This window comes from Paenibacillus sp. EKM206P (assembly GCF_011066155.1).
Classification (GTDB): domain Bacteria; phylum Bacillota; class Bacilli; order Paenibacillales; family Paenibacillaceae; genus Paenibacillus; species Paenibacillus polymyxa_D.
The window spans coordinates 161196-185066 of record NZ_JAAMNQ010000012.1 but is presented as its reverse complement, the minus strand read 5'-3'; the positions used below and the strand labels follow the sequence as shown (position 1 = coordinate 185066).

The window sequence follows — 23871 nt, the reverse complement described above, 5'->3', positions numbered from 1 at the left end:
GAGATAAAAAATATCTCTTGTTTGATTTTGCGAACAAAATCGTTTTACTCACTCGTTGTTCAGTTTTCAAAGATCAATCACTTCCGGACATATCAACACCCGGATAAATAATATATCATACTTCGACGATTCATGCTACTGGTAAATAATACCTCGTAGGTAATCCTTTGAATTTTTGAAGTCCATCTAACTATTACATCACAGCCTATCTTACGGCCAGATACATAATATATCATTTAAGTTTGCTGATTACTACATGTAAATTATACCAATTAACAACCGAGTTATCAAAATCAGTTCTATTACTGTACTGCTTATACTTTCGAATTTGTTTTTCTCCATTAAAAGGTACCGTGAATCTTTGACCATATCTACTGCATCCGATAAATGCTTTTCATGAATAGCATTTAGATATCTTGTGACGACTTTTTGGGCACCATGCTCTTGATCAACAGTAGCGTCGAAAGTAGCTTGGTATTTGGCCGACCGACACACAAACATAAGCCATATCTACTATATGATGCATCCCCCTTTCAGTTCCAAAAAAGGGACCATTAATACGAAACGTTCCAATAATTATTTATACACATTTGGGGGACGTGAAATAGAGTAATTCATTCTCGTTCCTATAAGCATGCTTTTAGGAACGAGAATGAATTGTAATTTTTTACATTATTGAGGTATCGCCTGCAAACGCGGATTTACAACGTTAAGGAGCCTTATATTGAATTTCGTTAATCCTCCTTTAATAATTGGATACTAACCCACATCATTTAAGGCAGATTTATTGATCCAATCGGCCTCAACTGGTATGTTGGTCCTACTAGGCCTAACATAAAATAAAAAAGGCTGCCACGGCAACCTTTTTGTTTCAACTTAACTTAATGTACCCGTTAGTTCAATTAAACACTTTCTGATTTTTGGTGGAAAGCGTTAATCTTCTTTTGATGGTCGGTACGTCAATTCAACTGCTCCCTAATGTAAGGTCTTGGTATAGACATGCTTGAGAGACATCGTGTTGATGTTATCTGTAAACCTCCGCTTTCCACTCATCCGCCGCTTCCAAGCACCAAGATGTTTCTTCCGGGTTGCCCTTTAAGTTTCAAAACTTCTTATCATCCATTATAATACTTTGATTCAAGAGATGCCCAATCTATTCACGTATGGTCCTCACCTGTGACAAAACTGTCGGATGCTATTAGCTAGTTTCTCCGCATGAGTAAGGACAAGCATATGATCGGCTCCTTTGATTTCGGCAAACCTAATTGCAGGTACACGCTTGAAGTGCTCGGCGATATTGTACATATCCGGCCATTCTATGGTTCCTTGTATAAATAACGTACTCGCTGCAACCTTTTCTAAACGTTCAATCGAAGGCGCCTCTGGCCAAAGGACCTCAAAGCTTCTCCACTCGGTGAATACCCTTGTCATGTAGTGATTATGCATTTCAGTCAAAAAACTTCGATGGTGGCTAGCCATCGTAGCCCGATAGATCGGTGCGGCTAAGGACAACTCTACAAGTCTTGTAATATCGGGAGCGACCGCATTCACCGATGTCATATAATTTGTAAATTCTTGCGAATATGCAAATCCCGTTAATGAAGGGGCAATTACCACTAGCCGCTCAACCATAGAAGGATATGATAACGTAAAATCAGTCGCGACTTGCCCACCGATGGAATGGCCAACAAGTGTGACAAGATCCAGTCCGAGATGTTCAAGAAGTTTGCGCAAATCCTCCACAAGTGAAGTCGGCTCTTGCATAGCAGGTGAGCGGCCGGTTCCTCGACCATCGAAGGTAATGATCTTGAATGATTTTGCCAGTCCAGGCACCATATATCTCCATACCCTTGAGTCGACACCTCCCGAGTGAATCATGACTATAGGGACTCCATTCCCCTCGATTTCGTAAAAAAGTTCCACCTTGTCCCTCTCCCCAATGTGGTAATATTTTCCTGATTACCATTTTAGCCATGGCTGAACATACAGTCTATATTAAAAAGATATCCACTATGAAGTCACTTTGAATAACTGCCCGTCGCTTAATTAATGCCTCGTCATCTTGTGTATAGAGGACGAGAGCTGCTGGGATTATGCGAAAAGTGATGAACAAACATGGCGGAGACATATCCTGGACCATCTTCTACTCAACATGCCCAAAATATTTTTTAAGCCTCTAAATCCCTCTCTTTGTCAGCAGAAAATAAAGTATTAGACTGGCTCTATAAATTGAACAGCGACAGCCGAGGACAAAAAATAAAGTCCTAGACGGTCGCTGTCCACCACCCTTCACAACCCGGTAGAAACCGCTTTCGCTATCCAAGTCTCCATACCAGTCCCAACACCATTCTCTTACGTTGCCAGACATATCGTAGTAAATTCCTAACTCGTCGTTGGGTTTCCGGGTATCGATTGATTTTGTTTTATTATTGTTGCTCTCTATAATAAGCCAGTTCCAGTCTCCAGATAAGTATTTGTCTCCGGCGTTTTTCCAATACCATTCGACCTCGTCAGCATTATTGCTTCCGCTGTATGTGTAGCCCTTGCTCGCCTGACCTCCGTCTGCAGCATATTCCCACTCCAATTCTGTAGGCAATCGGCAACCGTTAGCTCCCTCATTAATCGTTACTGTCCATTTTATATTATCGTTATCATTCTTATTTAGTCGGGTCTTTTATTATCCTTGTCTATGTTGTAATACGGTTTTAAGCCCTCTCGTATACCTCTTTGATTACAGTACTCCACAACGTCATACCAACTCACCATTTCTACTGGCAAACTGTCGCCAATGAATACCAAGGGATTACTTCCCATGACTTCAACCCACTCTTTTTGAACTACTTCATATTTGTTGATATAAAAGTTCGATAGGGCCACGCTTTTTCCAGAGTTGTTGTACTTGTTGTTCTGAAAAGTCCCACCTTCCACGAATACAAGGTTATCCCTTTTCTCAGGCTTATCTTGCGAACAAGCGCTGATCACAACCATTGGTGCTATTAAAAGGAAAATTAATAGCTTTCTCATTGATATATCCCCTTTAAGCTGATAGGGAAAATGATAGGCCATGACGGCCCGCAATTCGCCTCCAGCAGCGTCGAAGGCCGTTCGTCTAGCAGGTAACGGCCTGCAACGCATCCGCACTGACGGATAGACTGGAGGAGAACGGCCATCGGCCTGTCTACAATGCTTAGAGATCGGTGTTTCCTCCATGGACCAATTCGTGTAAATCCTATCAGACAGCTTTCAAAACCCGTTTATCCTGTGAGACAGCCCCAACCGCGCCTGTTCGTTGAACAGCTTGCAGTTAAGTGGTTACCACACCGTTACGTTAGAGCTCCCGCTACTCTGATACCCCTCTGTCGCCAACACCTGGTAAGACCAGTTACTTCCCAGATTCATTCCTTTGCTCGCCCATGCTTTCACGTGGTTGCTGAAAGTGATCGTGGAGTTGCCCCCGGTCGGTCTCTTCGACTGTCGAACACTCCAGTACTGAATAAACGTCGTTTTTTGGCCTTCAATGGAAGGTGCGTCGTATCGCATTGTTGTGTAGATGTCATATGTGCCCCCATCACTGGTCACCGTACCCTTATACGTTCCGGTAGGTCGATAAGTCCCCCAGCTATCAACGACGTAATATTCGATGAGTGAGTTTCTCGTCCACCCGTAGAGAGCCAAATATCCATTACCGGACGGCGCCCAGACACCGGCATTGTAGTTAATCGTTCTGTTTGGCGACCCAGTAGTCCAGCCTTTGCCGACAACAAAATTCCCGGTATCCTTCCATGTTACGCTGTAATTACCGCCTGATCCATTTACAGCATTGACCGTCCCGCCGCCATCGGTCCAATTTTGCCAATAGTCTGTCGCTGCACTTGAGGTTGTTGCAAACAACCCAAAACTCATGGAAGCTGCAAGAACTACCGTCATCATTTTCTTACTAAACTTAAACATACTCTACCTCCTAAAATTTTGTGTTTGTCCCATACACTTGCTTGTTGGTTGATTCTCTTTGCAGTATATCACCTATCCGTTCCATATTCCGTATTTTTTTACTTTAACCTCCTTTCTGAGTGAAATTATAGAATAATAGCGTTTGCATATAAACCTAGCAAATTAAAGCTTTAACTCTATTATGTTTAGCTTTCTTTGAAATTTTAGAACCCGTCGAGGGTAACAATAGATACCGAGTCCCGTAACATTGAAAGAAGGGCTTGGCTGCTTTTAATTAATTCGAGCAATATGCGAATCCATTTTTTATGTTTTCCTTTTTAGCTATTCACCTAATCAGCAACGATACCAAGTTCTTGTCCCTTTCGGCAATGGAATCAAGTCTTGTACTCCGACACCTTTGTAGTCTTTTGTTGTTGAGGATTTTCCATTGGTTCAAAATCGGGTCAGTCCCATCACCGCGGGAGCTTTATTTCTGGAATTATTCATTTTACCTTTAACGTTTAGGATTACCTGTCTGAACAAGAATAAATTCAATGCTCACCTTATATGTAGCTTCCACATGTAGTGAACTTTGGCTTGGGTGATGGATTTACGTGAGGATAAAGACTTAGCAAAACAGAATTTATAGAGAGGCATGATGAACATGGTTTTGGAGGATATGCATTATAGGAAATGGCGTCCCAGTGAACGAATAAAGTCAACCGACCCTGAGTCTCAAAAAGTGAATTAAAAATTTAGTGATCTTATGGAGATGCTAAAAAAATAAACTACCAGCAGTCGATTTTGAACAAATTGAAGTCATGCTTGATTTACTAAGCGAATCAACTTCCCTACACTCGGCAGCAGCGTTCAACCACGGCTATCGAACGGGGCATTAACGATGATTGAAGTGTTTAGCGGGAACACGAGTTTATACCAAAACGAGTGTGAAGGAACCAGTAATGGATAGGAAGATTTAACGAATGAGTTCAGAAAAGAGCAGCGAGGTTAGACCACCTGCTCTTTCAAAATAAAAGCGGGCAAACCACTCCGATCTAGTATTTATAGTACCTGAGTTATAATTCGTGAATACTCCGCTAAATTGACGGGAAGCTTGGCGTTTTCGTAATAAAGAGAGTTTCCTTTTAATATAATATCTTTTTTCATCACATCATTATAGAGGACTGTTTGACAAGTCTTGCAGCTCTTATTGCATAATGATGACGTTTTCCACTCAGACATAGATGACTTGCTATACAGGATGCTGGAAAAACATCTTCGGGCAGTTGTAATGTGTACGTAAGGGTATACTAATTCCCTGCTAAAAGGGAGCACATCAGTATCAGCATCATCAATATCATTATTATTTACCAGATCATGATTGTCTTTGATATCCAGCTTATTACCTTGTATTCTATTATCATATTGAATAGCAGAAATTTTATATTTACGCATGAACCTAATATTGGGGACAAACCCTCCCGCAGTATTCTGTAAGGCAATTTTCGAATCATCATCAAGCTTGGGAAAATAGTTTGCAATAGAAGGACTTTTTTTAGCTTTATTCAGTAGTCTACCTAAAATAAGTTTAAAGCGGCCGGGATAATGATTTTCAAGAAAATACAACATTCCGAAATCATTAACCACCAACTCATCAAAAATAGATGCTTCACTTACTTCCTTTAAGATGTTCACAATCGTGTTCATACTTTCATCCGTCATATAAGGAGTAATCAAGGTTAGCTTCATGTCGTGCTGCTCACAAAAGCTGATAACTGATTTTAGCTCCCTTACTGTTAAGAAAGTACGCGGGCAAAACTCCTGTCCATAATACAGACGCTGATACTGGTTCTCCACATTCGTTAATTTACGCAGGTCGTCAACCATCATCGCTTTTTCCATATTATACACTCCCCTGAACATTATGAATGCCATTTACATGGTCCAGAATTTCCGGGTAGTAGCAATGTGTAATCAATTGATCGTTTTTCCAGCTATTCTGACATATTTGCGAAGAAATCATGTGATGGTACTCTTCGAAGTTTGCCACCTCGCCGCATAAATCTATCGCTGATTTTATCATCCTGATATCACTTAAAACCTGACTTCTGTCTGAAGCTCTCCCGACCAATTTCAAGCTATCAACCGATAATTGGTTCAGATAATATAAGCTGCACACACCACAGTCACCCTTATTGTCTAAAATCCAGTTTAGCTTTTTCTCCAGCAGTGGTACATCATACGGTATGGGCGTAATACTCTCAATAACCTGATATCTCAAAACACATGGAGGATTAAAAATGACCCCATCATTGTTATTCATAAATCGAGTCCCATGCACAAAATTACAAAAGCCATCTATATAAGTACAGCCTTCATTTTTGATAAAAACCTCAAACTCTGTATTTGGTGAGCTTTCAATTATGATTTTCATTTCTGCCATGGACAAGGAACGGGGCAAAATAAGCCGATCCGCATGAAATTCTTTGGTGTACATTTCTGCTGTGTAACAGTTAAAAATCGTGCCGCCTGTACTGATATGCACATCCACATTCGTTTTCTTATCCGCAAAATAACCGGCCAAGCCCAAATCAGCAAAAATAATAGCATCCACTTCACAACGAACAGCTTGCTCCAAATAGTAATCCAGGATACCAAGCTGCTGGTTGTTATAGCAGTGTTCGTTCATCGTAAAAAATACCTGGCACCCATGAGCATGCGCTATATTCACGACCTCCGCAAGTTCAGCAAAACTGGAAAAGTTCGCATCAGGCCAAGGTCTGCGATTCAAGGCAACGATATAGTTATACCGATCCAACCATTGTTCATCAATGACGCCACAATAAAATTCTTCGGCTCCGGCCTGAATAAAAGGCACTAAATCATCAATGGTCACTAATCCTGTACAAATTCGCATATGTCTACTCCTTTACCAGAATTCCAGCCGATTTTTCAGCCAGATGATGACTAATGATCGCTTTCAACAAAACAATTGTAAACTCCCGAAACAGGACACATGCATTGCTCTGAAGCTGATTAATCAATAAATTGCAACGTCCTCCGCACATATATCTTGAAAAACAACTTTTACAAGGTGCCAAATCGTCCACAGAATCGATACATCCTATCTCGTCGCTTGATTTCTCCAAGCCCGCCTTAGCATATCTATTGCAGCGAAAAAGCGCTCCATCACCATTTACTTGAAAAGAATGTACCCCAGCTTCGCAGGGAAACAATTGGGTTTGATTCGAGTCCAACATACTCAGCATTTTTGCAATATACTCATACTCATTTAATTCACCATAAGAAGGATGGGTATGACGCAAGTTTTTAATGTGGTTTTCTCCCTCTTGCAATTCCTCCTCCGAATACAAGGGACTACAGCCCCTGTGCCATTTTTGTAGAAAAAAATCCAGGTAAGCTGTTGGGCTACTAGGTCTGTAGTCTGCAACGAATTCAGGACGTTCCAGCGGTCCTTCAATTACATTGAAATCAGTCAGATGTAACCTGCGCGCAAGCTGGGCAATTTCGGCCTGAGCCTTGTCCGTGTTTTCCAGTTGATAAACACGCTCTATTTTCACAAAATTAGAAAGGTCATTGGCTCTTTTATGATGTTTAAATTCCGAGCTATAACTGTAATCCGTGACTTCTGAGTAGGGGTTCTCCCTATGAAAATGACCATTTTCGATATCATAGCTAAAAACAGCTTTTGGGGAAACGCGAATTAAGATGACCTCGGTATTCATCCACTACAACTCCTTCGAATCCATCATTAAAGTGCTTTTGGAGGGTACCTCTGTGTTGTTGTAGCTTCTACGGAAAATGAAGACATACAAGCAAAATAAAAGGCTAAACAAGGAATAGATAATCAGGAGTACAGCAATACTGTAGCTTTCAATAAGATGCCCACTGATGATAAGCATCATAGATAGGAGAAGATTATGTACACTGTACACAGTAGATACGGTTGTCGCCCTGCTAGTTTCGCTCGTGATGCTGGTATCAATGTGACTTTGTATTTTTGGAATAATGATCCCCCAGTTAAACCGAAACAAACAAATCAATACGATCCCAAGCCAAATGGACTTGGTTAACGCCATCCCTAAAAAAACAACAGCAAGGATCAAAGGATTAAGTATATATATATACTTCCCTTTGATTAAATGTGATAACTGAGCAGAGATAAGTGGAATAATGCCGAAAAGAGCATAAATAACTCCAAAAAAAGTCGGTGAAATTTTTAAATGCTGTAGATAGGGTTGATATTGAAAGAATACTGAGGTTAGAATGATAGCTGTGAATATATAGTAAATAGAAAATAATAGTAGTTGCCTGTTGACTCTGATTTCCTGAAAGGATTCCTTCATTATTTGTAGAGGGCGAACTCGTTGAAACGCTTTTTTACCTGTTTTGTCTTCATAAACTCTCTCCTCATGAACCAGACACACAAAAAACACCGCTAAAAAATTAGAGAATGCCGAAATGTAAAAAGTAACCGAATAGCTATATTGAATAACTACTGAGCTTAGAAGAGCAGCAGCAATCGTAGACAAAATACTTGCTGAAAAAATTTTTCCGTAGCTACGGTTCAAGACATCAAGCTTGTCATGCTTTTCATGAAGCTTATAAATCAAGCCTTGTTCCGAACCTGATATGAAGGATGAGCCCAATGCAAAAATGATATGAGCTATAATAAGTAGCATATAAGTTTGTAATGATCCCATAAGAAAGATACCAATACATTGAAAAACCGCTCCGATAAGGATAGCCTTTTTCTTCCCAATCAGGTCTCCGATCATTCCCGTGGGTATGTCAAATAGTATGGATGCCGTATAGTAACTGGCCATTACAATCCCAATTTGGGTATAGTTAAGCTTAATCATATTACTAAAATAGAAAACCAAAATGGAATTATATACATAGAATGTGTTCAGAAACCTCAATAAACCAAATAATCTGACCTGACTTTCAAACTTTTTAACCACCTACGCTTCCCCTTCCTCATCAAACAGGCTTACTTCCATTTCAAGTTCCCATAAATGCTCAATCTCATTACGAATACGCTCATTTTCCTCAAAAGAATCAACTGACCAAGTCACAACTCCAGCCACATCACCGGAACTGCCGCTAAAAGACAAGCAGTCACCCACTTGTGGTAAAATATCAGCCCGCTTCACACCTTGTATCTGAAGAAAGTCAGAGCTTGGGGTGACGTGTTTAACCCTTCCTTTCTTCTTATAGAGCAGCAGATACCCGCCATTCGTCTGTGGATAATATTGATTGAAAAGCGGCTGTTCGCCGACAAAAGCGCGAGCCCCCTCCAGTAGCGGGTTTACTCCACATGTATCCTCTATACCAAAAATAATTCCTCCGCCTGCAATTCGTGCCGCTGTTTCGCAAAATAAGATCTCCTGCTGCTTAGTGACTAATAGTTCAGTATGAGCTACTCCACTTGTGATCGGCATTGCACTCAATACTTTGTTATTTGCCGCGATAAGCTGTTGGACCAAGGGCATCTCATGGTCAGGGTAAAAATACCCGCACAGTGGCTTCCCCTCCCTGCATTCCAAAGTGCTATGCGTATAGCAGGCAACTGAAGTGAATGCAACTTGGTTATTATATACAATGCTATCCATATGGAACATTTTTCCATCAATATATTGTTCAATCTCAAATTTTCCGGCATGGTCGTTAAGCAATTGTTCATATTCGTGGATGTTATCCAAATGAACCCGAAACGTATGAAGGGACCCCGCTCCGTCAATTGGTTTAATAATGGCCTCGGGAGCATGTTTAGATAAAAAGTCGATTGCATCAGCAAAGTGGTGAACGGTTCGATATTCAGGAATAAGAATAACTTTCTCTTGAGCAAGATGATTTTTCATTTTTACCTTATCTCTAAAAAAATCACCATCTCTCCCGATGACTCCACACGTAAGACCCAATCGCTCTCTAAGCAAAGCGGTAAACTGCACCAAATCCTCACTCTCGGAAAAAATACCGTTCACGGGCTTTTCATCATGCAGTGTTAGTATAAACTCAACAACTTGAGGTGATGTTAAATCTTCGACACACAAGAAATGGTGATAATGATCACTACAACGCTCAATCAAACGTTGATTATTAGTAATCAACGTTTTTTCATACCTTAAAGAGCTCAAGCCTTCATTCACAATACGAGAAAAGTTTTCGAATTTCGCGAAAATTACATAATGTTTATCCATCCCTAATCCTTTCGTTTTATTGATAGAGAGACCTGGCATTTACAAGATTCATACAAAAAGAAAGTCCCCATTTTTTCAAATATAAAAGCAAATGTTCTTCTGACAGAAAAAAAGCATAAGTTTGTTTAATTTCCTGTTCAAACTCAGCAGCCTGTATATCCGCTTGCACCTGTGTCATCCCACTTTCCCTGCTAAACTCACTATAAAATCGTAAATGCTGGCGATTGTTAAAAGGTATTTTTTGAATGGAATACATAGCAGGATCGGCAGCAATAGGAGAATTTTCAAATAGAATAAAACGGTTATATCGGATATCTATACAATAGGGAAACAGTTCCCGTAGCCGTGCTTGATTAGCAAGAGCTTCTTCACTGGTTTCACCTGGAAACCCGATCATCGCTGTTAATTTCACTGCAATCCCAGCCTCATAACAACTCTTAATCAGCACAGGCGCATATTCAAGATCTATTCCTTTGTTCATCAGTCTGGATACCCTTGTTTCAAAGGTCTCTACTCCAAAAGAGATCATGATGCATCCTGCACGGTTTAACAGTTCAAACAATCGGGAATTAAAACCCTTTTCCAGTCTGGCACGACAGGCCCAGGATAATATAAGCTTCCTTTCTACAATTTGAGTTGCTATTTTCTCTAAATCTGTGGGTGAAATACAGCAGTCTCTGAATCGTAATACCGAAAATGTCTGTTGTTTTGAAAAATTCTCCATTAATTGCAGGATACTCTCAATACTCTCTTTCTGATAAGTACCATGCTCTTTAATAGAACAATAAGTACATCCCTTCCAGTAACAACTTACAGACGCAGCTACATTTAAAACCTCTTCCGGCATTAGAGCACTTGCAGGAAGAGAAGATAAAACGGGTAATGTTATTTTATTGGTGTAATAGTGTTTATTAGTTTCTTCAATATAAGGTTGAAGTTCTTTTTGAGTAAGTAACCAAGATAGTTCTTCCAACTTAGATGAATCCTCAACAGCTCTAACCAGTTCGCTCAATCGATAATGCTCATTTCCCAAGCCAAACGAATCCACATGAGAAAACAACAAATGATACTCCTTATCTGGAAGATTTCGCACTAATATTTTTGTATTAATCTGATCCTCCAGATTGCCGAACAGATGAATGTGTAGATTAGAGTTATATTCTTTTAACAATGAAGTCAACGAAAATAAGGGAATAACCTGATCTGGATGAAAAATTGAAATAGCAACCACCTTGACGCCTTCAGGGACAAGATCCGGTAAAATTTCTTTGAAAAAATCAAAATATGGATTGTGTTCCTTCTGTTCGGCAATCCTTAGTACCTCATCAATATTACGTAGATCCACTCCCGGATCATATAAATTCCATCGCAGCACCGCGGGTGAAATCTGTTCACTAATACGATCATAAATCTCAGCGATTTTTTGGCAGGTTTCTTCTAAATGTTCAAAATTATAAAACAGTTCAGTGTCCGTAAGATGAGTGATGATGTCCGAACGTCCCCGAAAAAAGTAATGAAATGATTCCAAATTTAAATCACGGATTTTGGTACCCACTCCTTGGTGATGTAATAAAGCAGCCGCAGCCGTAATATCGGGTGGCACAGACTGGTAGTACCATAAGGGTGGATTAATCAGCAAAATTTCGAATTGATTTTCATCCTTTTTGCTTTTCATAAGTAGTCTCTCTTTCCATCACAAATTGGATCGTATCTTCAACTTGGTGGCTCACTTTCTCTAATTCATCATAAGTATCAGCTTTAAGAACAAAAAAACCATATCTGTCCATACTGCTAGTCATCTCATCCGGTACTGTATCTCCCTCCTTCTTTTCTATAACAATCTCTATGACACCCGGCAAACGTCTGGCTTCTTCCACCCCTGATATTTGTTTGATTTTTCCACTTTTTTGATGGAAATAACGGATTCTTGAAATATCGTTTCGGGTTTCATGCAGGTACTCATCCGGTCTTTCTCCCAAAGCGCACAAAATCGAAGCCTTATGCAGATTTACTCCGTAACTCAAGCTATACAAATCAGTTATACGGTCCCCTGCAAGACGAGTAGAATATTCGATAATATAAATATGTCCCCTGGACAGCACAAATTCCAAATGACAGGGTCCTTCTGTAATTCCAAGCTCAGCCATAAGATTTATGAAGCTGTTTAATAATTGGGTGTATTTTGAAGATTCCATAGATGCTGGAAGGGTATGCTGTAGCTCAACAAAATAAGGAAGGGGAGTTTTCATTTTTTCAGTAATATGGGCAAATTTACAAGCACCTTTAAACATAAAAGCCTCGAAGCTATATTCCTGGCCTCTGATATATTCTTCTACTAGAAATGAAAGATTCGATGGATAACCGAAGTTATCCTCATTCTGAATAATCTTTTCGGCCTGCCTAATTAATTGTTCAGATGTTTGCACACATTTGACTAACATACTACTTGTCATATCAACGGGTTTAACAATAGCGGGGAATTGGATCTGGTCCAACTGCTCCTTTAGTTCGGATACGCTGTGATACAAATGGTAATCTGGATTGGATACATACTGAGAACCTTTTAGCCCGTTTCTCATACACTCTTTGCTGCGGGCATTATGGGCTACATCTGGGCGAATGGAATTCCAGCCAAACTTTTGGGAGATAATCGCGGCGACCGGTACTGCATAGTCGTGACCAGGTACAATACCCGAGTTGCGGGATATATCCGGATGCTGACTGAAAAAATACTCCATTTTCAAGTAAGTAGACTCGGCATCTGTAATGTCACTGATGATTTCAAAATGTACCAGATGCGCCTTCTCCACCTTGGGGCCGCCTTCTCTTCGAATAACAATTACAATCAACTCAAGTTCAGCGGCAAATTCAATATATTTTTCTCCAAAAAAACAAGGCTCCAGTAAAAATATAGCCCTTGAACTATTAGCAGACATACCAAAGTCCTCCTTACGATCCTTCATTGACAGGAATACAATTTTGCGACACTATTCGCTTTATTTCTTGCGTTCCAAGAAGTGTATTTTTCGAGTTCCCCCTGATATTGTTTATTAGTGATAAGGCTGGAGGGCCTACTCTAAGTCGCTTGCTTAGTACCTCCTCCACAAGTGTTGCAGTTGAAGAAGATTTTCTTTTCCAATAATCACAAATACGCTCGCCAGCTCTATTTATTAATTCCGTGGCTGCATACTCAGTGATTCTTTTACCGTCGGATGTAAAATAGTAAAGCTCACAGTCAATTCCGTAGCATGAAGCCCTCCTGAAGTTTTCCTTCACAAAAGTAACGGGAAGAAGTCTTTCTCCGCCTTTGCTTAGGCTTAAATCCAAAAGCGCATAGACTCCGAGATGCAACGCAATATCTTCCCGAAGTGTTGGCTGGATCGGTATAAATCGCGTTTCAAGCAAGCATGCTGTGGGCTTACCGCTGCCACCTACCAGTTTTAATCTCGCAATTTTCCAATTCATTTTTTGATTGAGGCTAAATGCATACCGTGGATCGGATTTCATATGTTTTTGTTGATACAAAGTTGCCCAATAATTATGGAAATTCGCATAATATTGATGAGGAAATGAAACGCGAGTAGACAGAGCTGCCAAAAATTCAGAATAGGTCCGCAAATCATAACCAATCTCCCAAATCAGGTTACGAGTTTCGAGCAATCCGGTTAATCGCCTGTCCAAAATCGGAGAATTGGCCCCAATGGCAATAAAGAGAGGTGAGATCTCAATCGTCTTGTTCAAAAGATCAATAGCAGCCTGATTATAGTTAACCTGTACATTCATTTGTGTCGACTGACACCCGCTAATTAGCTCATGAACACGACTTGATAGATCAACTTCTCCCAAATGAAGCTCAAGGTGATGTTTTCTTGAACTTTTAAACTGGTCGAGTATCATTTGATAATTTTCCCGGTCATCTGTAATTTCCAAGTCAGTAAATGAACCAGGATAGGTACCAAGACGCGCCAGTCTATTATTTTGGGCATGTGCTATGGCTGCCGCCTCTTGCTCCATTTCCTGCATTTCATTTATAAGATTTTCAAGTCCCTCTGCAAGTGTGAAAGGACGGGATACCAATTCAATTTGGCTGGCACCTATTTCCCGTTTTATAAATGTTGCATTTTCAATTACACGATTCCGGACCTTTTCATCTACCAAATTAAACTCAAAATCAAAAAGAAGGTATTCGGTTTCAAAACCCATAATTCCGGATAAATTATTTTTAGTAACCAAAATATTTTTTTCAAGCTGTCTAAGTTGTCGTAAAAAAGCCCTGTTCATTAACGCCGTTGGATTCAATGAAACGGTTTTGGACATACCCTTATTCTCCCATTTGCTCTATTGATTGAGTTGCAATAGGTAATAGTAAGAATCGTTTCCCCGTTTAAGTTTCTGTTGTTTAACTTGCACTATTTTTAGTCCAGCAGCCTTTGCCATCTCCTCTATTTCATGTTTCAATAACATCCGACATCGACAGGTACAACGGCTGGTTTCATTTTCATTTTTATAAACTGTGAAATACATCATTAAGATCTGATTAAAAACATCGATTTTGACTTCTCCATATACTTCAAATGCTTCCCCGTCGATAGTCAGTGATTTAATCACTTTAGGTGCCCCGCCATATTCCATGATTTGATGTTCCGTCACTGGCGTAACATTAACCATTCCAACCCCTTCGGCTGATAAACTTGAAGCAATTACTCTAAAAATATCAAATTGGTTTTTATACGCAGGGAACATTTGGATAGAATTATCCCCAATGTGTACGATGTCAAATTTTTGAGGGCAAGACCAATCATTTAAGTCAGAGCATACCGTATTAATCATATTTCCATGATTGTTATGCTTGTTGAGCAACAATTGCAACGATTCCGGCGAACGATCAACTACAGTTACAGATTCAATAGACTTGTTTATAAAACCAAATAAGTGTTCACCACTCCCTGAAGCCAGGTCCAAAACCCTTGCATGTATCTTCTCAGGCCAGACATCACCAATAAACTTTTGCATTTCAATCGTATCCGGACCTAGAAAATCAAAAATCAGTTCGTCTGTCTCCATGAGTCACATGCCTATCCGGTCCGTCTGCTTCCAATCTACAGGAGAGTATTGATGATCTTCCTCGCCCATAAATCTTACTGCATGGGGTGTGACTTGAAACAATACAAACTGATTTCTTTTCTCATTGCTAAAGGTTTCTTTTATCATAGGGTTGTTTTCCAAAAATAGATCTTCTTCCTTCTTTTCACTCACCCGTTTGGCCTTACCTGCCATTCTGAGCTGAGCCCCGTCTCCAAAATAAGTAAGCTCCACATTCTCACACGTCCGGATTTGTTCAACCTTATCTGTATTGCTGAAGGTAGAGAAATATATATATCCGTTGTGAACAGTCCCCGCATCTACAGGTCTTACATGAGGTTGATTATTGAATGAATCATACGTTGCCAGATAGGCAATAGAAACGTTTTTAATCCATTTTGAATATTCTTCTTGATTCATTGTATTCACCTTCACTTTACTCTTAGTTTTTAATTTCATCCGGGGCAGTCATGAGCTTGTATCCCCAGCCATCCCTTATATAATGCATTAGTACAATCGCGCGATTTAGACTTTCTGGTTTTAATATGTAAGCCGAGTCTTGTTGTTCCACCAGATTTTCTTGAATTAAAACGGACAAAAGAATATTAACATCTTTCTCCATTTCCATTACTTTTTCAAAATTAACTCCTAGATACTGCTCTAACGTTCGTTCCTCGATTTTTCCATAGGCATTCAAATGCCCCCATACAATCGTAAACGCATAATTATCGACTGTAATTTCTTCTTCGACTGAATGTGGAAGTTCTATATAATTTTTAATATAAGGAGGTGTGAAGCGTACACGATTATTATCCCAATATCCCGCAGATCCGGGTCCAAAAGCCAACACCGGCTCTGTTTCACTTATAGCATCTTTTTCATAAGGAAATATATAATCTGGTAAAGAAAAAACAGTATTATCTACTCTTATATATCCGTTTTGTTGTAAAAATCCGCACACTTCTTCATAAACTGAGATTTTATCGGACAATGCTAAAATATGTTTTCCTCTTTTCTCGCATCGCTCGACAAATTCCTTTCCCCCTGGATAAGAGGAGTAGAAAAGACTAACCGAAATATGTTCCGGTCGTATATTCACTGTATCCCTTATGCTTTCCATGACCGTGCTCTGCGTCTGCCCCGGGATTCCGATTAGCAGATCAATATTTAACATGTCGTAATCAATTTCTCGGATCAGGCTTGCAGCCTTTATAATTTTTTCTCGTGAATAGGGCCGTCCCAGCAATTTGAGCTCTTCATTATTAAAAGACTGGGCACCGATACTTACACGATTAAATCCTTTTCTCCTGAAAATAGACAAGGTTTCTTTGGATGCGGTATCTGGGGAAACTTCATACGCCATAAATTTCATGTGGGTAAATTGTTCTGGGGTAATCCTATTTCGAATGGAATTTATAATAGTGTCTAGCTGACTTTCATTTAGGAGGGATGGGGTTCCTCCACCAAAAACTATCGAGGTGATTGCTGATTTTGGAAATTCAGTGCATTCAATGTCCACTTTCAAGGCTTTAACATACTCATCCATTACATCGAGGTTAATCATCTCCTCTTCCGAAAATTTGGCTGTAAAGTAGCAGTATGGACAGCGCTTCTTGCAAAACGGAATGTGACAATAAATGTGAAAACGATCAATCATTCAAATCCCAACCTTCCACTTTTAAATTGTGGAGCTAGTAACAGAATTTGTTTAAATCGTGGTAGCATGTTTTACATGTTAAACCCCATTTCTTACACAATCATATGAAATAGATCACATTTACTGGAATAAGAACCATTTCAAAAAAAAAAAAAAGCATTCTTCGTTCGCTTAACAGAGCTCAAATAGCCTGCTTCAGCTTACATCAGAATACTTCTTTAAAGTCGCTTTTGGGAGATATAAAACACATATACACAAGTATGCAAAGATGATATGCATCTTGGGCTAAGCTTCCACCCGATTCAAAAACACCTTCGTCCGCTCCAACTGCGGATTGCCAAAAATCTGCTCCGGTGTACCGGATTCTGCAATTTCGCCATTATCCATAAAAATGACGCGATCCGCCACATCTCGCGCAAAATTCATCTCGTGGGTCACGATGACCATCGTCATATTCTCCTCAGCCAGCTTTTTGATGACCCGCAGCACCTCGCCTGTCAGCTCGGGATCAAGGGCCGAGGTCGGCTCGTCGAACAGCAAAATATCTGGATTCATCATCATTGCCCGGGCGATCGCCACGCGCTGCTTCTGCCCTCCCGACAGTCGGGATGGATACGCATCTGCTTTATCTGCCAAACCGACTTTAGCCAGCAACTCAGCGCTTTGGCGGCGCAGTTCAGCCTTACTCACCTTTTTCACCAGCTTCGGAGCCAGCTCCAGATTATCCTGCACCGTCAAGTGAGGGAACAGATTAAAATGCTGAAAGACCATGCCCATACCGGTAGTAATGCCCTTAATGTCACCTGCCGGAGCGTACTGACCATTTTCCACCAGTGCTTTATCATGAATGCGGATCGTCCCGCCTGTCACATCTTCCAGGTGTACCAAACTACGGAGCATGGTACTTTTCCCTGAACCTGAAGGACCGATGACAGCTACAACCTCGCCCGCTTTAACGTTAAAGCTCACTCTTTTCAGAACGTCGAGCTTGCCGAACGATTTTTTCAAATCGATAACTTCTATTGCATTAGTATTCATATCCCGACATTCCTTTTACTCGAATTTAAAACGTTTTTCCAGCGCCCTGAAGAATAGCGTCAGCACCAAAGCTAACAACAAATAAATAACCGCTGCTACAACATAAGGTACAATCGAAAAATCGCGGTTTACAGCCGTATTGGCAAAATGCAGCAGTTCCGGTACCGCTACTGCATACAGTAGTGCCGTATCTTTTACTAATGTTGTCGCCTCATTGGTTACCGCAGGCAAAGCGATCCGTACCATTTGCGGCACAATGACTCTTATCAGCGTCTGCGACTTGCTCAAGCCCAGCACTTGCGAAGCCTCGTATTGCCCTTTATCAATCGACAACATTCCGCCTCTAAAAATTTCTGCAAAATAAGCCGCATAATTCAATACAAATGCCAGCACGGCAGCCGTTGTTCGATCCATTACCAGATACTCCCCAATGACAGGCAACATCGGCAGACCAAAACAAAAGAACAATAATTGCAGCAAAAGCGGCGTGCCGCGTATAACATAAATGTACGTGTGCATCAGCCAAGCGATTGGCTTAATCCGGCTTTTGGCCAGCAACGTAACGACAAAACCCAATGGAATAGACAAGATGAGCGTGATGAAAAATAAAATAACCGTCATCTGTGCCCCTTCAAGCATAGGCTTCATAATTCGTAAAATATATTCCATACTCATGACCTTCGACTCCTAAACCTTAGTTCAATACACTACGTATTAATTTAATACTTTATCTTCACCAAACCACTTTTTCGAAATTTCAGCAGCTTTTCCGTTCTGGTGCAGCTCATCCAAAGCGGATTGCAGCTGCGTCAACAGCTCTTCATTCCCTTTTTTCACACCGATGCCGTATTCCTCAGGGGCCAATGATTCATCAAGCAGCTTATACGTCCCTTGTTCCTTCGACATATAATACTTGGCAACGACTTCATCAATGACAACCGCATCCAAACGCCCGGTTTTCAGATCTGTCAAAGCAAGAACGTTATCCGGGTACTCAGACACTGACTTCAATTTACTTTTGATCGGATTCGCATCCAGTGCGTCGGCTGCTGAAGACAGCGTCTGGAGCCCCACCGTTTTGCCCGCCAGATCAGCCAGCTTGGAAAGACTGGAAGTAGCCGGAGCGACAATGACCTGACTGTTCTTCAGATATGGCTTCGTGAACAGCACTTTTTCCTTACGCTCATCCGTAATGGTGTATCCATTCCAAATGAGATCAATACGTCCGCTGTTCAGCTCGGATTCTTTGGCAGACCAGTCAATCGGCTGAAATTCCACCTGTTTACCCATTTGTTCCCCGGCCGCTTTCGCATAATCAATATCAAAGCCGGTCAGCTCATTATTTTCATCTCTAAAGCCCATCGGGGCGAATTTATCATCAATGCCAATAATCAATTTACTGTCGTCCTTACCGCCGGAACACCCGGCCAACACGATCATCATCAATCCAATTAACATCGTAAACATGGCTGCTTTTCTCATCTTATTCCCCTCCAACAATGGTGACCCCCGTATCCAAGAACAGGTGGCAAACGCTTTAGTTCGTTAACACGTTATCAGAGTATCATCATAACACACCGCAGGATACTCGTCGAGAGGAATGAGCGGAATCTTAGCCTTATATAAATGGAAAACCTGTGACGAAAATTTGACCTGTGTTCTATAATGTAAAACCTTACCTTGACATGTCACCTAAACCGTCTTATTATTTCCTAGTATTCTTATATACTTTTACTTATATTAAATTTTTAGCAGCAATAGTATGTAAATCAGCTTGATAGACAGGAGAAATTAAGCCCCATGTACATTTTAAAGCGTCTTTTTACGATGTTCATTACACTGTGGATTATCGTCACTTTAACGTTTATCATCATGCACATCATTCCGGGTGACCCATTCTCGAACGATTCCAAAACCATTCCGGAAGCGGTATTGCAAAACATGCGTGCCAGGTACAATCTGGACAAGCCGCTCGCTGTGCAGTATGTGCTGTATCTCAAAAATCTGCTAGTGCTGGATATGGGCCCGTCTATTCAATCGAAAACGACGGACGTCAATATGCTCATCGCCCGAGGTTTTCCACCTTCTGCATTGCTCGGTATTCAATCCATCGTGGTCGCGATTATTGCCGGAATTTCGCTTGGAACACTGGCTGCTCTACACCATAATCGACCACTGGATTATATCTCGATGTTTATCGCCATTGTTGGTATTTCCGTACCCAGCTTCATATTGGCACCGTTGCTAATCAAGTATGTTGCCGTTCAATGGCACCTTCTTCCGGTCGCCTCATGGGGAACCTGGCAGCATACGGTGCTCCCATCGCTGGCTCTCGCTGTTTCACCTCTTGCTGTTATCGCACGCTTTATGCGGACGAGTATGCTGGAAGTCATGCATGAGGAGTACATACGCACTGCCAAAGCGAAAGGGTTGTCTTCTTGGGCAGTAGTTCTGCGTCACGGATTACGCAACGCGTTGGTTCCGGTGCTTTCTTTTATCGGACCGCTATTCGCTTCCGTCATTACAGGTACCTTTGTCGTTGAAAAAATATTCGCCATTCCCGGCATCGGTAAATACTTCGTAGATAGTATCTTTAACCGGGATTATCCAGTGATTATGGGGACGACCATTTTCTACAGTTCCATTCTAGTCGTTACTTTATTTTTAATTGATATTTCCTATCGCCTTGTCGATCCACGAATCAAATTAGTCAGTAAAGGAGATTAACATGAAAGCAGCACCTACTGTCGAAAAGGACAGTCTGTTCAGTCTTGTAGACCGCAGCCAGATCCCCACCGCCACGTTGACCAGACCCAAAGAATCACTCTGGCGGGATCGGCTACGCAGACTTTTCAACAACAAGCTTGCTCTTTTGGGGCTTTCCCTACTAATCATTATTATTGCGCTGGCGATTGTTGGACCTTCCATGGTTTCTTATGCACCGAGTGATCAATCTCTTTTGAAGACGAATCTCTCTCCTTCCAAAGAGCATTGGTTTGGCACGGATGATCTGGGGAGGGACGTATGGGCACGGACATGGGCCGGGGCTAGAATTTCACTCATGATCGGCTTTGCCGCTGCCGCCATTGATTTGGTACTTGGCATTCTCGTCGGCTGTGTTGCTGGCTATTGTGCTGGGCAGGGTAAAACGGGCGACCGGATCGACAGCATTCTCATGCGTATTATTGAAATTTTGTATAGTATTCCTTATCTGCTAGTCATCATTCTGCTGCTCGTCATTATGAAGCCCGGTCTGCTCACGATGATTATTGCATTATCTATTACTGGCTGGGTCGGTATGGCACGTGTAGTACGTGGGCAAATCTTACAGCTGAAGCAGCAGGAATATGTGTTGGCAGCCCGTAGCTTGGGGACATCTCATTCGCGTATTATCTTCAGACATTTGCTACCAAACGCAGCGGCAATCATTATCGTGAATTTAACGTTCACTATTCCGTCGGCTATTTTTGCCGAATCGTTCCTGAGCTTTCTCGGTTTGGGGATTCAGTCTCCTTCGGCAAGCTGGGGGACGATGGCTAACGATTCACTTGGCGTTATTTTAAGCGGTCAATGGTGGCGCCTATTTTTCCCCGGGCTGATGATATCGCTCACCATGCTAGCGTTCAATACGCTTGGAGATGGGCTTCAGGATGCACTTGACCCGCGTTCACAGCATTAACAACAGAAAGATCCCAATTGGACAAGGAGGGATGTCACCATGATCCGCAGCTTCTCGCCTAACCGCAGGAAGAACGGCAGTTCCTTTATCGAAGTGCGCACACGCGGCATACCTGCGGGAAAGGAGGATGAATAAACCCCGGTACGGTGTACTTTATTTTTTGCATAACTAACCACAATAATGGAGGAAAACCACGATGAAAAAAATGCATTGGATGACGATCATCTTACTTTTGGCCGTAACGGCTTTGGCTGGATGCTCTGGTACTACAGACAAAACAGCAAGCAACGACCCGTCCGCTGCGCCTCAAGCAGATATCCCGCAAGAAATTACTGCCAATCTGGCAGGTGGAGAACCTTATACGCTAGACCCTGCTTTCGCATCAGATACAACGTCCTATTTTGTAATTGATAACTTGTACGAAGGGCTGTATACATACGATAAGGCCGGTAAAATCGTAGAAGGCGCTGCTAGCAAAGTAGACGTATCTCCTGACGGCAAAACCTACACTTTTACTATTCGTGACGGTGCAAAATGGTCGAATGGTGACCCACTGACAGCTAAGGATTTTGAGTACTCCTGGAAACGGGTACTAAATCCAAAAACAGCTGCCTACGATCCTTCTGCCCTCTACTACATCAAAGGTGCCGAAGCGTACAACACAGGCAAAGGTAAAATTGAAGACGTGGGTGTTACTGCCAAAGATGATAAAACTCTTGTAGTTGAGCTGAAATCACCGCTGAGCTTCTTCCCCACGATCGCCGTGGGTCATGCTTATCTGCCAGTAAACCAATCAGTTGTTGAGAAAAATGACAAATGGGCAGCAGAAGCGGGCACAATTGTCGGCAACGGTGCGTATGTAGCCAAGGAATGGAAACATAACGAACAAATTACGCTGACGAAAAACGATCAATTCTGGAACAAAGATGCCATTACAATGGCAACGATTAATTTTAAAATGGTGCAAGACTCCACAACCTATTATCAAATGTACAAAACGGGCGATCTGGACCTGATTTTGAGCCTTCCCGTAGATACATTGGATCAGGAAAAGAGCAACAAGGAATTCCTGTCGCATCCGTCTTTCAGTGTGTACACCTATTCTTTTAACGTAAAACAAAAGCCGTTTGACAATAAAAAAATCAGACAAGCCATTGCCTATGCTATTGACCGCGAAGCACTGGCTACCAGCGTAACCAAAGGTGGCGAAACTCCGGCTTACGGTTATGTTCCATACGGAACAACAACACCATCCGGCAAGGACTTCCGTGATGAAGCACCGAAAAAATACTATGAGTTTGACGCTGCAAAAGCGAAACAATTGCTGGCCGAAGGTCTGAAAGAAGAAGGTTTGACCAAGCTGCCACCAGTCACCTTCAAATACAACACTTCGGACAAGCATAAAAAAGTAGCTGAAGCGATTCAGGAAATGCTGAAAACAAACCTGGGTGTTGAAGTGACGCTGGAGAATCAGGAATGGAAAACGTACATTGATACCTTTAAACAGAAGAACTTCCAGATCGCCCGTATGGGCTGGGAAGGAAACTTCCTGGATCCGCTCGGCGTATTGGGGCATTATACTTCCAAAAACTCGAACAACTTTACCAACTGGAGCAACCCGGAGTATGACAAACTGATTGAATCCTCAACCTTTGAGCTTGATCCGGCAAAACGCTTTGAACAGCTCCATCAGGCAGAAGACGTATTGATGGAAGATCTGCCGATTATTCCGATCCAGTTCTCTGCGGACACTGCATTAATCAGCCCTAAGATTCAAGGTATCGTATTTGATGCTCGTTCGAACCCAGACCTGCGCTTTGCGAAACGGGTCGAAAAATAATGATTTTACGTTTTGGGATCATCGCCCTGATTGTCAGTACCTTAGGGTTTCTGTACGCCACCCCCCATCTCTTGAATGGTCGTGAACACATGGCTACTGCAAATCTGTTATTCCTGTTGGGGTTGCTGGGCTTGGTGATCGGTGCAATCTTCCACGTTCTGCAAAGCGGTTTTCTAACCCTCTTCCTGCGGGGATTTGCCGACATCGGACAGTTATTCATTCGTCAATCCAAGGCATTACGAGAGGAAAATGAGCGTTTGCGTTCCGATGAATCTTTGTCAGCCTGGAAAACATCCATGTTCCGCCACCTCAAGGTATATACTTCGGGGTGCGGAGCAGGGCTTATCCTTTGCTCGATGATACTAATGGGGATAAGTTAGGGTGGTATGAGAAGCTTTCTTGCGGTTGGTGAGCGCTGCGC

Annotated in this window: 20 protein-coding genes and 1 pseudogene; 4 read left to right on the top strand and 17 right to left on the bottom strand. The window is 41.7% G+C overall.

The features are described 5' to 3' along the window. Positions 1–1170 precede the first annotated feature (1170 nt). The 17 genes and pseudogenes from G9G53_RS21220 to G9G53_RS21140 form a co-directional block, all read right to left on the bottom strand. Complete coding sequence (locus G9G53_RS21220) at positions 1171–1923, bottom strand: alpha/beta fold hydrolase (protein ID WP_029517537.1); 753 nt, start codon at positions 1921–1923, stop codon at positions 1171–1173. Between the two features lie 355 nt (positions 1924–2278). Continuing rightward, positions 2279–3024 (bottom strand): annotated as a pseudogene (locus G9G53_RS21215) (formylglycine-generating enzyme family protein); the annotation flags it as partial. A 288-nt stretch (positions 3025–3312) separates the two neighbouring features. Further along, complete coding sequence (locus tag G9G53_RS21210) at positions 3313–3951, bottom strand: glycoside hydrolase family 11 protein (RefSeq protein ID WP_025720875.1); 639 nt, start codon at positions 3949–3951, stop codon at positions 3313–3315. Positions 3952–4992: 1041 nt separating this feature from the next. Continuing rightward, positions 4993–5832 carry a hypothetical protein gene (locus G9G53_RS21205; RefSeq protein WP_165150045.1) on the bottom strand — a complete coding sequence of 280 codons (840 nt, stop codon included), beginning with the start codon at positions 5830–5832 and terminating at the stop codon, positions 4993–4995. A gap of 1 nt (position 5833) precedes the next feature. Beyond that, positions 5834–6847 carry a peptidase U32 family protein gene (locus G9G53_RS21200; RefSeq protein ID WP_029517539.1) on the bottom strand — a complete coding sequence of 338 codons (1014 nt, stop codon included), beginning with the start codon at positions 6845–6847 and terminating at the stop codon, positions 5834–5836. Between the two features lie 4 nt (positions 6848–6851). Then, positions 6852–7676, bottom strand: a complete 825-nt coding sequence (locus G9G53_RS21195) for a hypothetical protein (RefSeq protein ID WP_165150043.1) — start codon at positions 7674–7676, stop codon at positions 6852–6854. Positions 7677–7679: 3 nt separating this feature from the next. Further along, the gene (locus G9G53_RS21190; protein ID WP_165150041.1) at positions 7680–8915 is read right to left on the bottom strand and encodes an MFS transporter; all 1236 of its coding nucleotides are present in this window, start codon (positions 8913–8915) and stop codon (positions 7680–7682) included. After that, positions 8916–10154, bottom strand: a complete 1239-nt coding sequence (locus G9G53_RS21185; RefSeq protein ID WP_165150039.1) for an ATP-grasp domain-containing protein — start codon at positions 10152–10154, stop codon at positions 8916–8918. It abuts the gene before it with no gap. Positions 10155–10170: 16 nt separating this feature from the next. Next, positions 10171–11829, bottom strand: a complete 1659-nt coding sequence (locus G9G53_RS21180; protein ID WP_029517543.1) for a B12-binding domain-containing radical SAM protein — start codon at positions 11827–11829, stop codon at positions 10171–10173. Next, positions 11810–13090, bottom strand: coding sequence for an ATP-grasp domain-containing protein (locus G9G53_RS21175; protein ID WP_029517544.1), 1281 nt, complete (start codon positions 13088–13090; stop codon positions 11810–11812). Before G9G53_RS21175 ends, G9G53_RS21180 begins: the two co-directional genes overlap by 20 nt. Positions 13091–13103: 13 nt before the next feature. Then, on the bottom strand, positions 13104–14471 hold the full coding sequence (locus G9G53_RS21170) for a glutamate-cysteine ligase family protein (protein WP_069012388.1): 1368 nt from the start codon (positions 14469–14471) through the stop codon (positions 13104–13106). A gap of 21 nt (positions 14472–14492) precedes the next feature. After that, entirely contained in the window at positions 14493–15218 is a 726-nt protein-coding gene (locus G9G53_RS21165) for a class I SAM-dependent methyltransferase (RefSeq protein ID WP_165150037.1), read from the bottom strand. Positions 15219–15221: 3 nt separating this feature from the next. After that, complete coding sequence (locus G9G53_RS21160; RefSeq protein WP_029517547.1) at positions 15222–15656, bottom strand: pyridoxamine 5'-phosphate oxidase family protein; 435 nt, start codon at positions 15654–15656, stop codon at positions 15222–15224. A 22-nt stretch (positions 15657–15678) separates the two neighbouring features. Then, a complete protein-coding gene (locus G9G53_RS21155; RefSeq protein WP_029517548.1) occupies positions 15679–16893 on the bottom strand; it encodes a radical SAM protein in 1215 nt (404 codons plus the stop codon). Positions 16894–17178: 285 nt separating this feature from the next. Continuing rightward, positions 17179–17931, bottom strand: coding sequence for an amino acid ABC transporter ATP-binding protein (locus G9G53_RS21150; protein WP_029517549.1), 753 nt, complete (start codon positions 17929–17931; stop codon positions 17179–17181). Between the two features lie 15 nt (positions 17932–17946). Continuing rightward, positions 17947–18606, bottom strand: a complete 660-nt coding sequence (locus G9G53_RS21145; RefSeq protein ID WP_029517550.1) for an amino acid ABC transporter permease — start codon at positions 18604–18606, stop codon at positions 17947–17949. A 39-nt stretch (positions 18607–18645) separates the two neighbouring features. Continuing rightward, on the bottom strand, positions 18646–19413 hold the full coding sequence (locus G9G53_RS21140) for an amino acid ABC transporter substrate-binding protein (RefSeq protein WP_165150035.1): 768 nt from the start codon (positions 19411–19413) through the stop codon (positions 18646–18648). A gap of 318 nt (positions 19414–19731) precedes the next feature. Between G9G53_RS21140 and G9G53_RS21135 the strand changes: the two genes are divergently transcribed. The 4 genes from G9G53_RS21135 to G9G53_RS21120 all read left to right on the top strand — a co-directional run bounded on the left by G9G53_RS21135 (position 19732) and on the right by G9G53_RS21120 (position 23830). Continuing rightward, entirely contained in the window at positions 19732–20658 is a 927-nt protein-coding gene (locus tag G9G53_RS21135; protein WP_029517552.1) for an ABC transporter permease, read from the top strand. A 1-nt stretch (position 20659) separates the two neighbouring features. Next, the gene (locus G9G53_RS21130; RefSeq protein ID WP_165150033.1) at positions 20660–21610 is read left to right on the top strand and encodes an ABC transporter permease; all 951 of its coding nucleotides are present in this window, start codon (positions 20660–20662) and stop codon (positions 21608–21610) included. A 196-nt stretch (positions 21611–21806) separates the two neighbouring features. Next, entirely contained in the window at positions 21807–23450 is a 1644-nt protein-coding gene (locus tag G9G53_RS21125) for a peptide ABC transporter substrate-binding protein (protein WP_069012387.1), read from the top strand. Positions 23451–23539: 89 nt separating this feature from the next. After that, a complete protein-coding gene (locus G9G53_RS21120) occupies positions 23540–23830 on the top strand; it encodes a DUF3899 domain-containing protein (RefSeq protein ID WP_238437970.1) in 291 nt (96 codons plus the stop codon). Positions 23831–23871 lie beyond the last annotated feature (41 nt).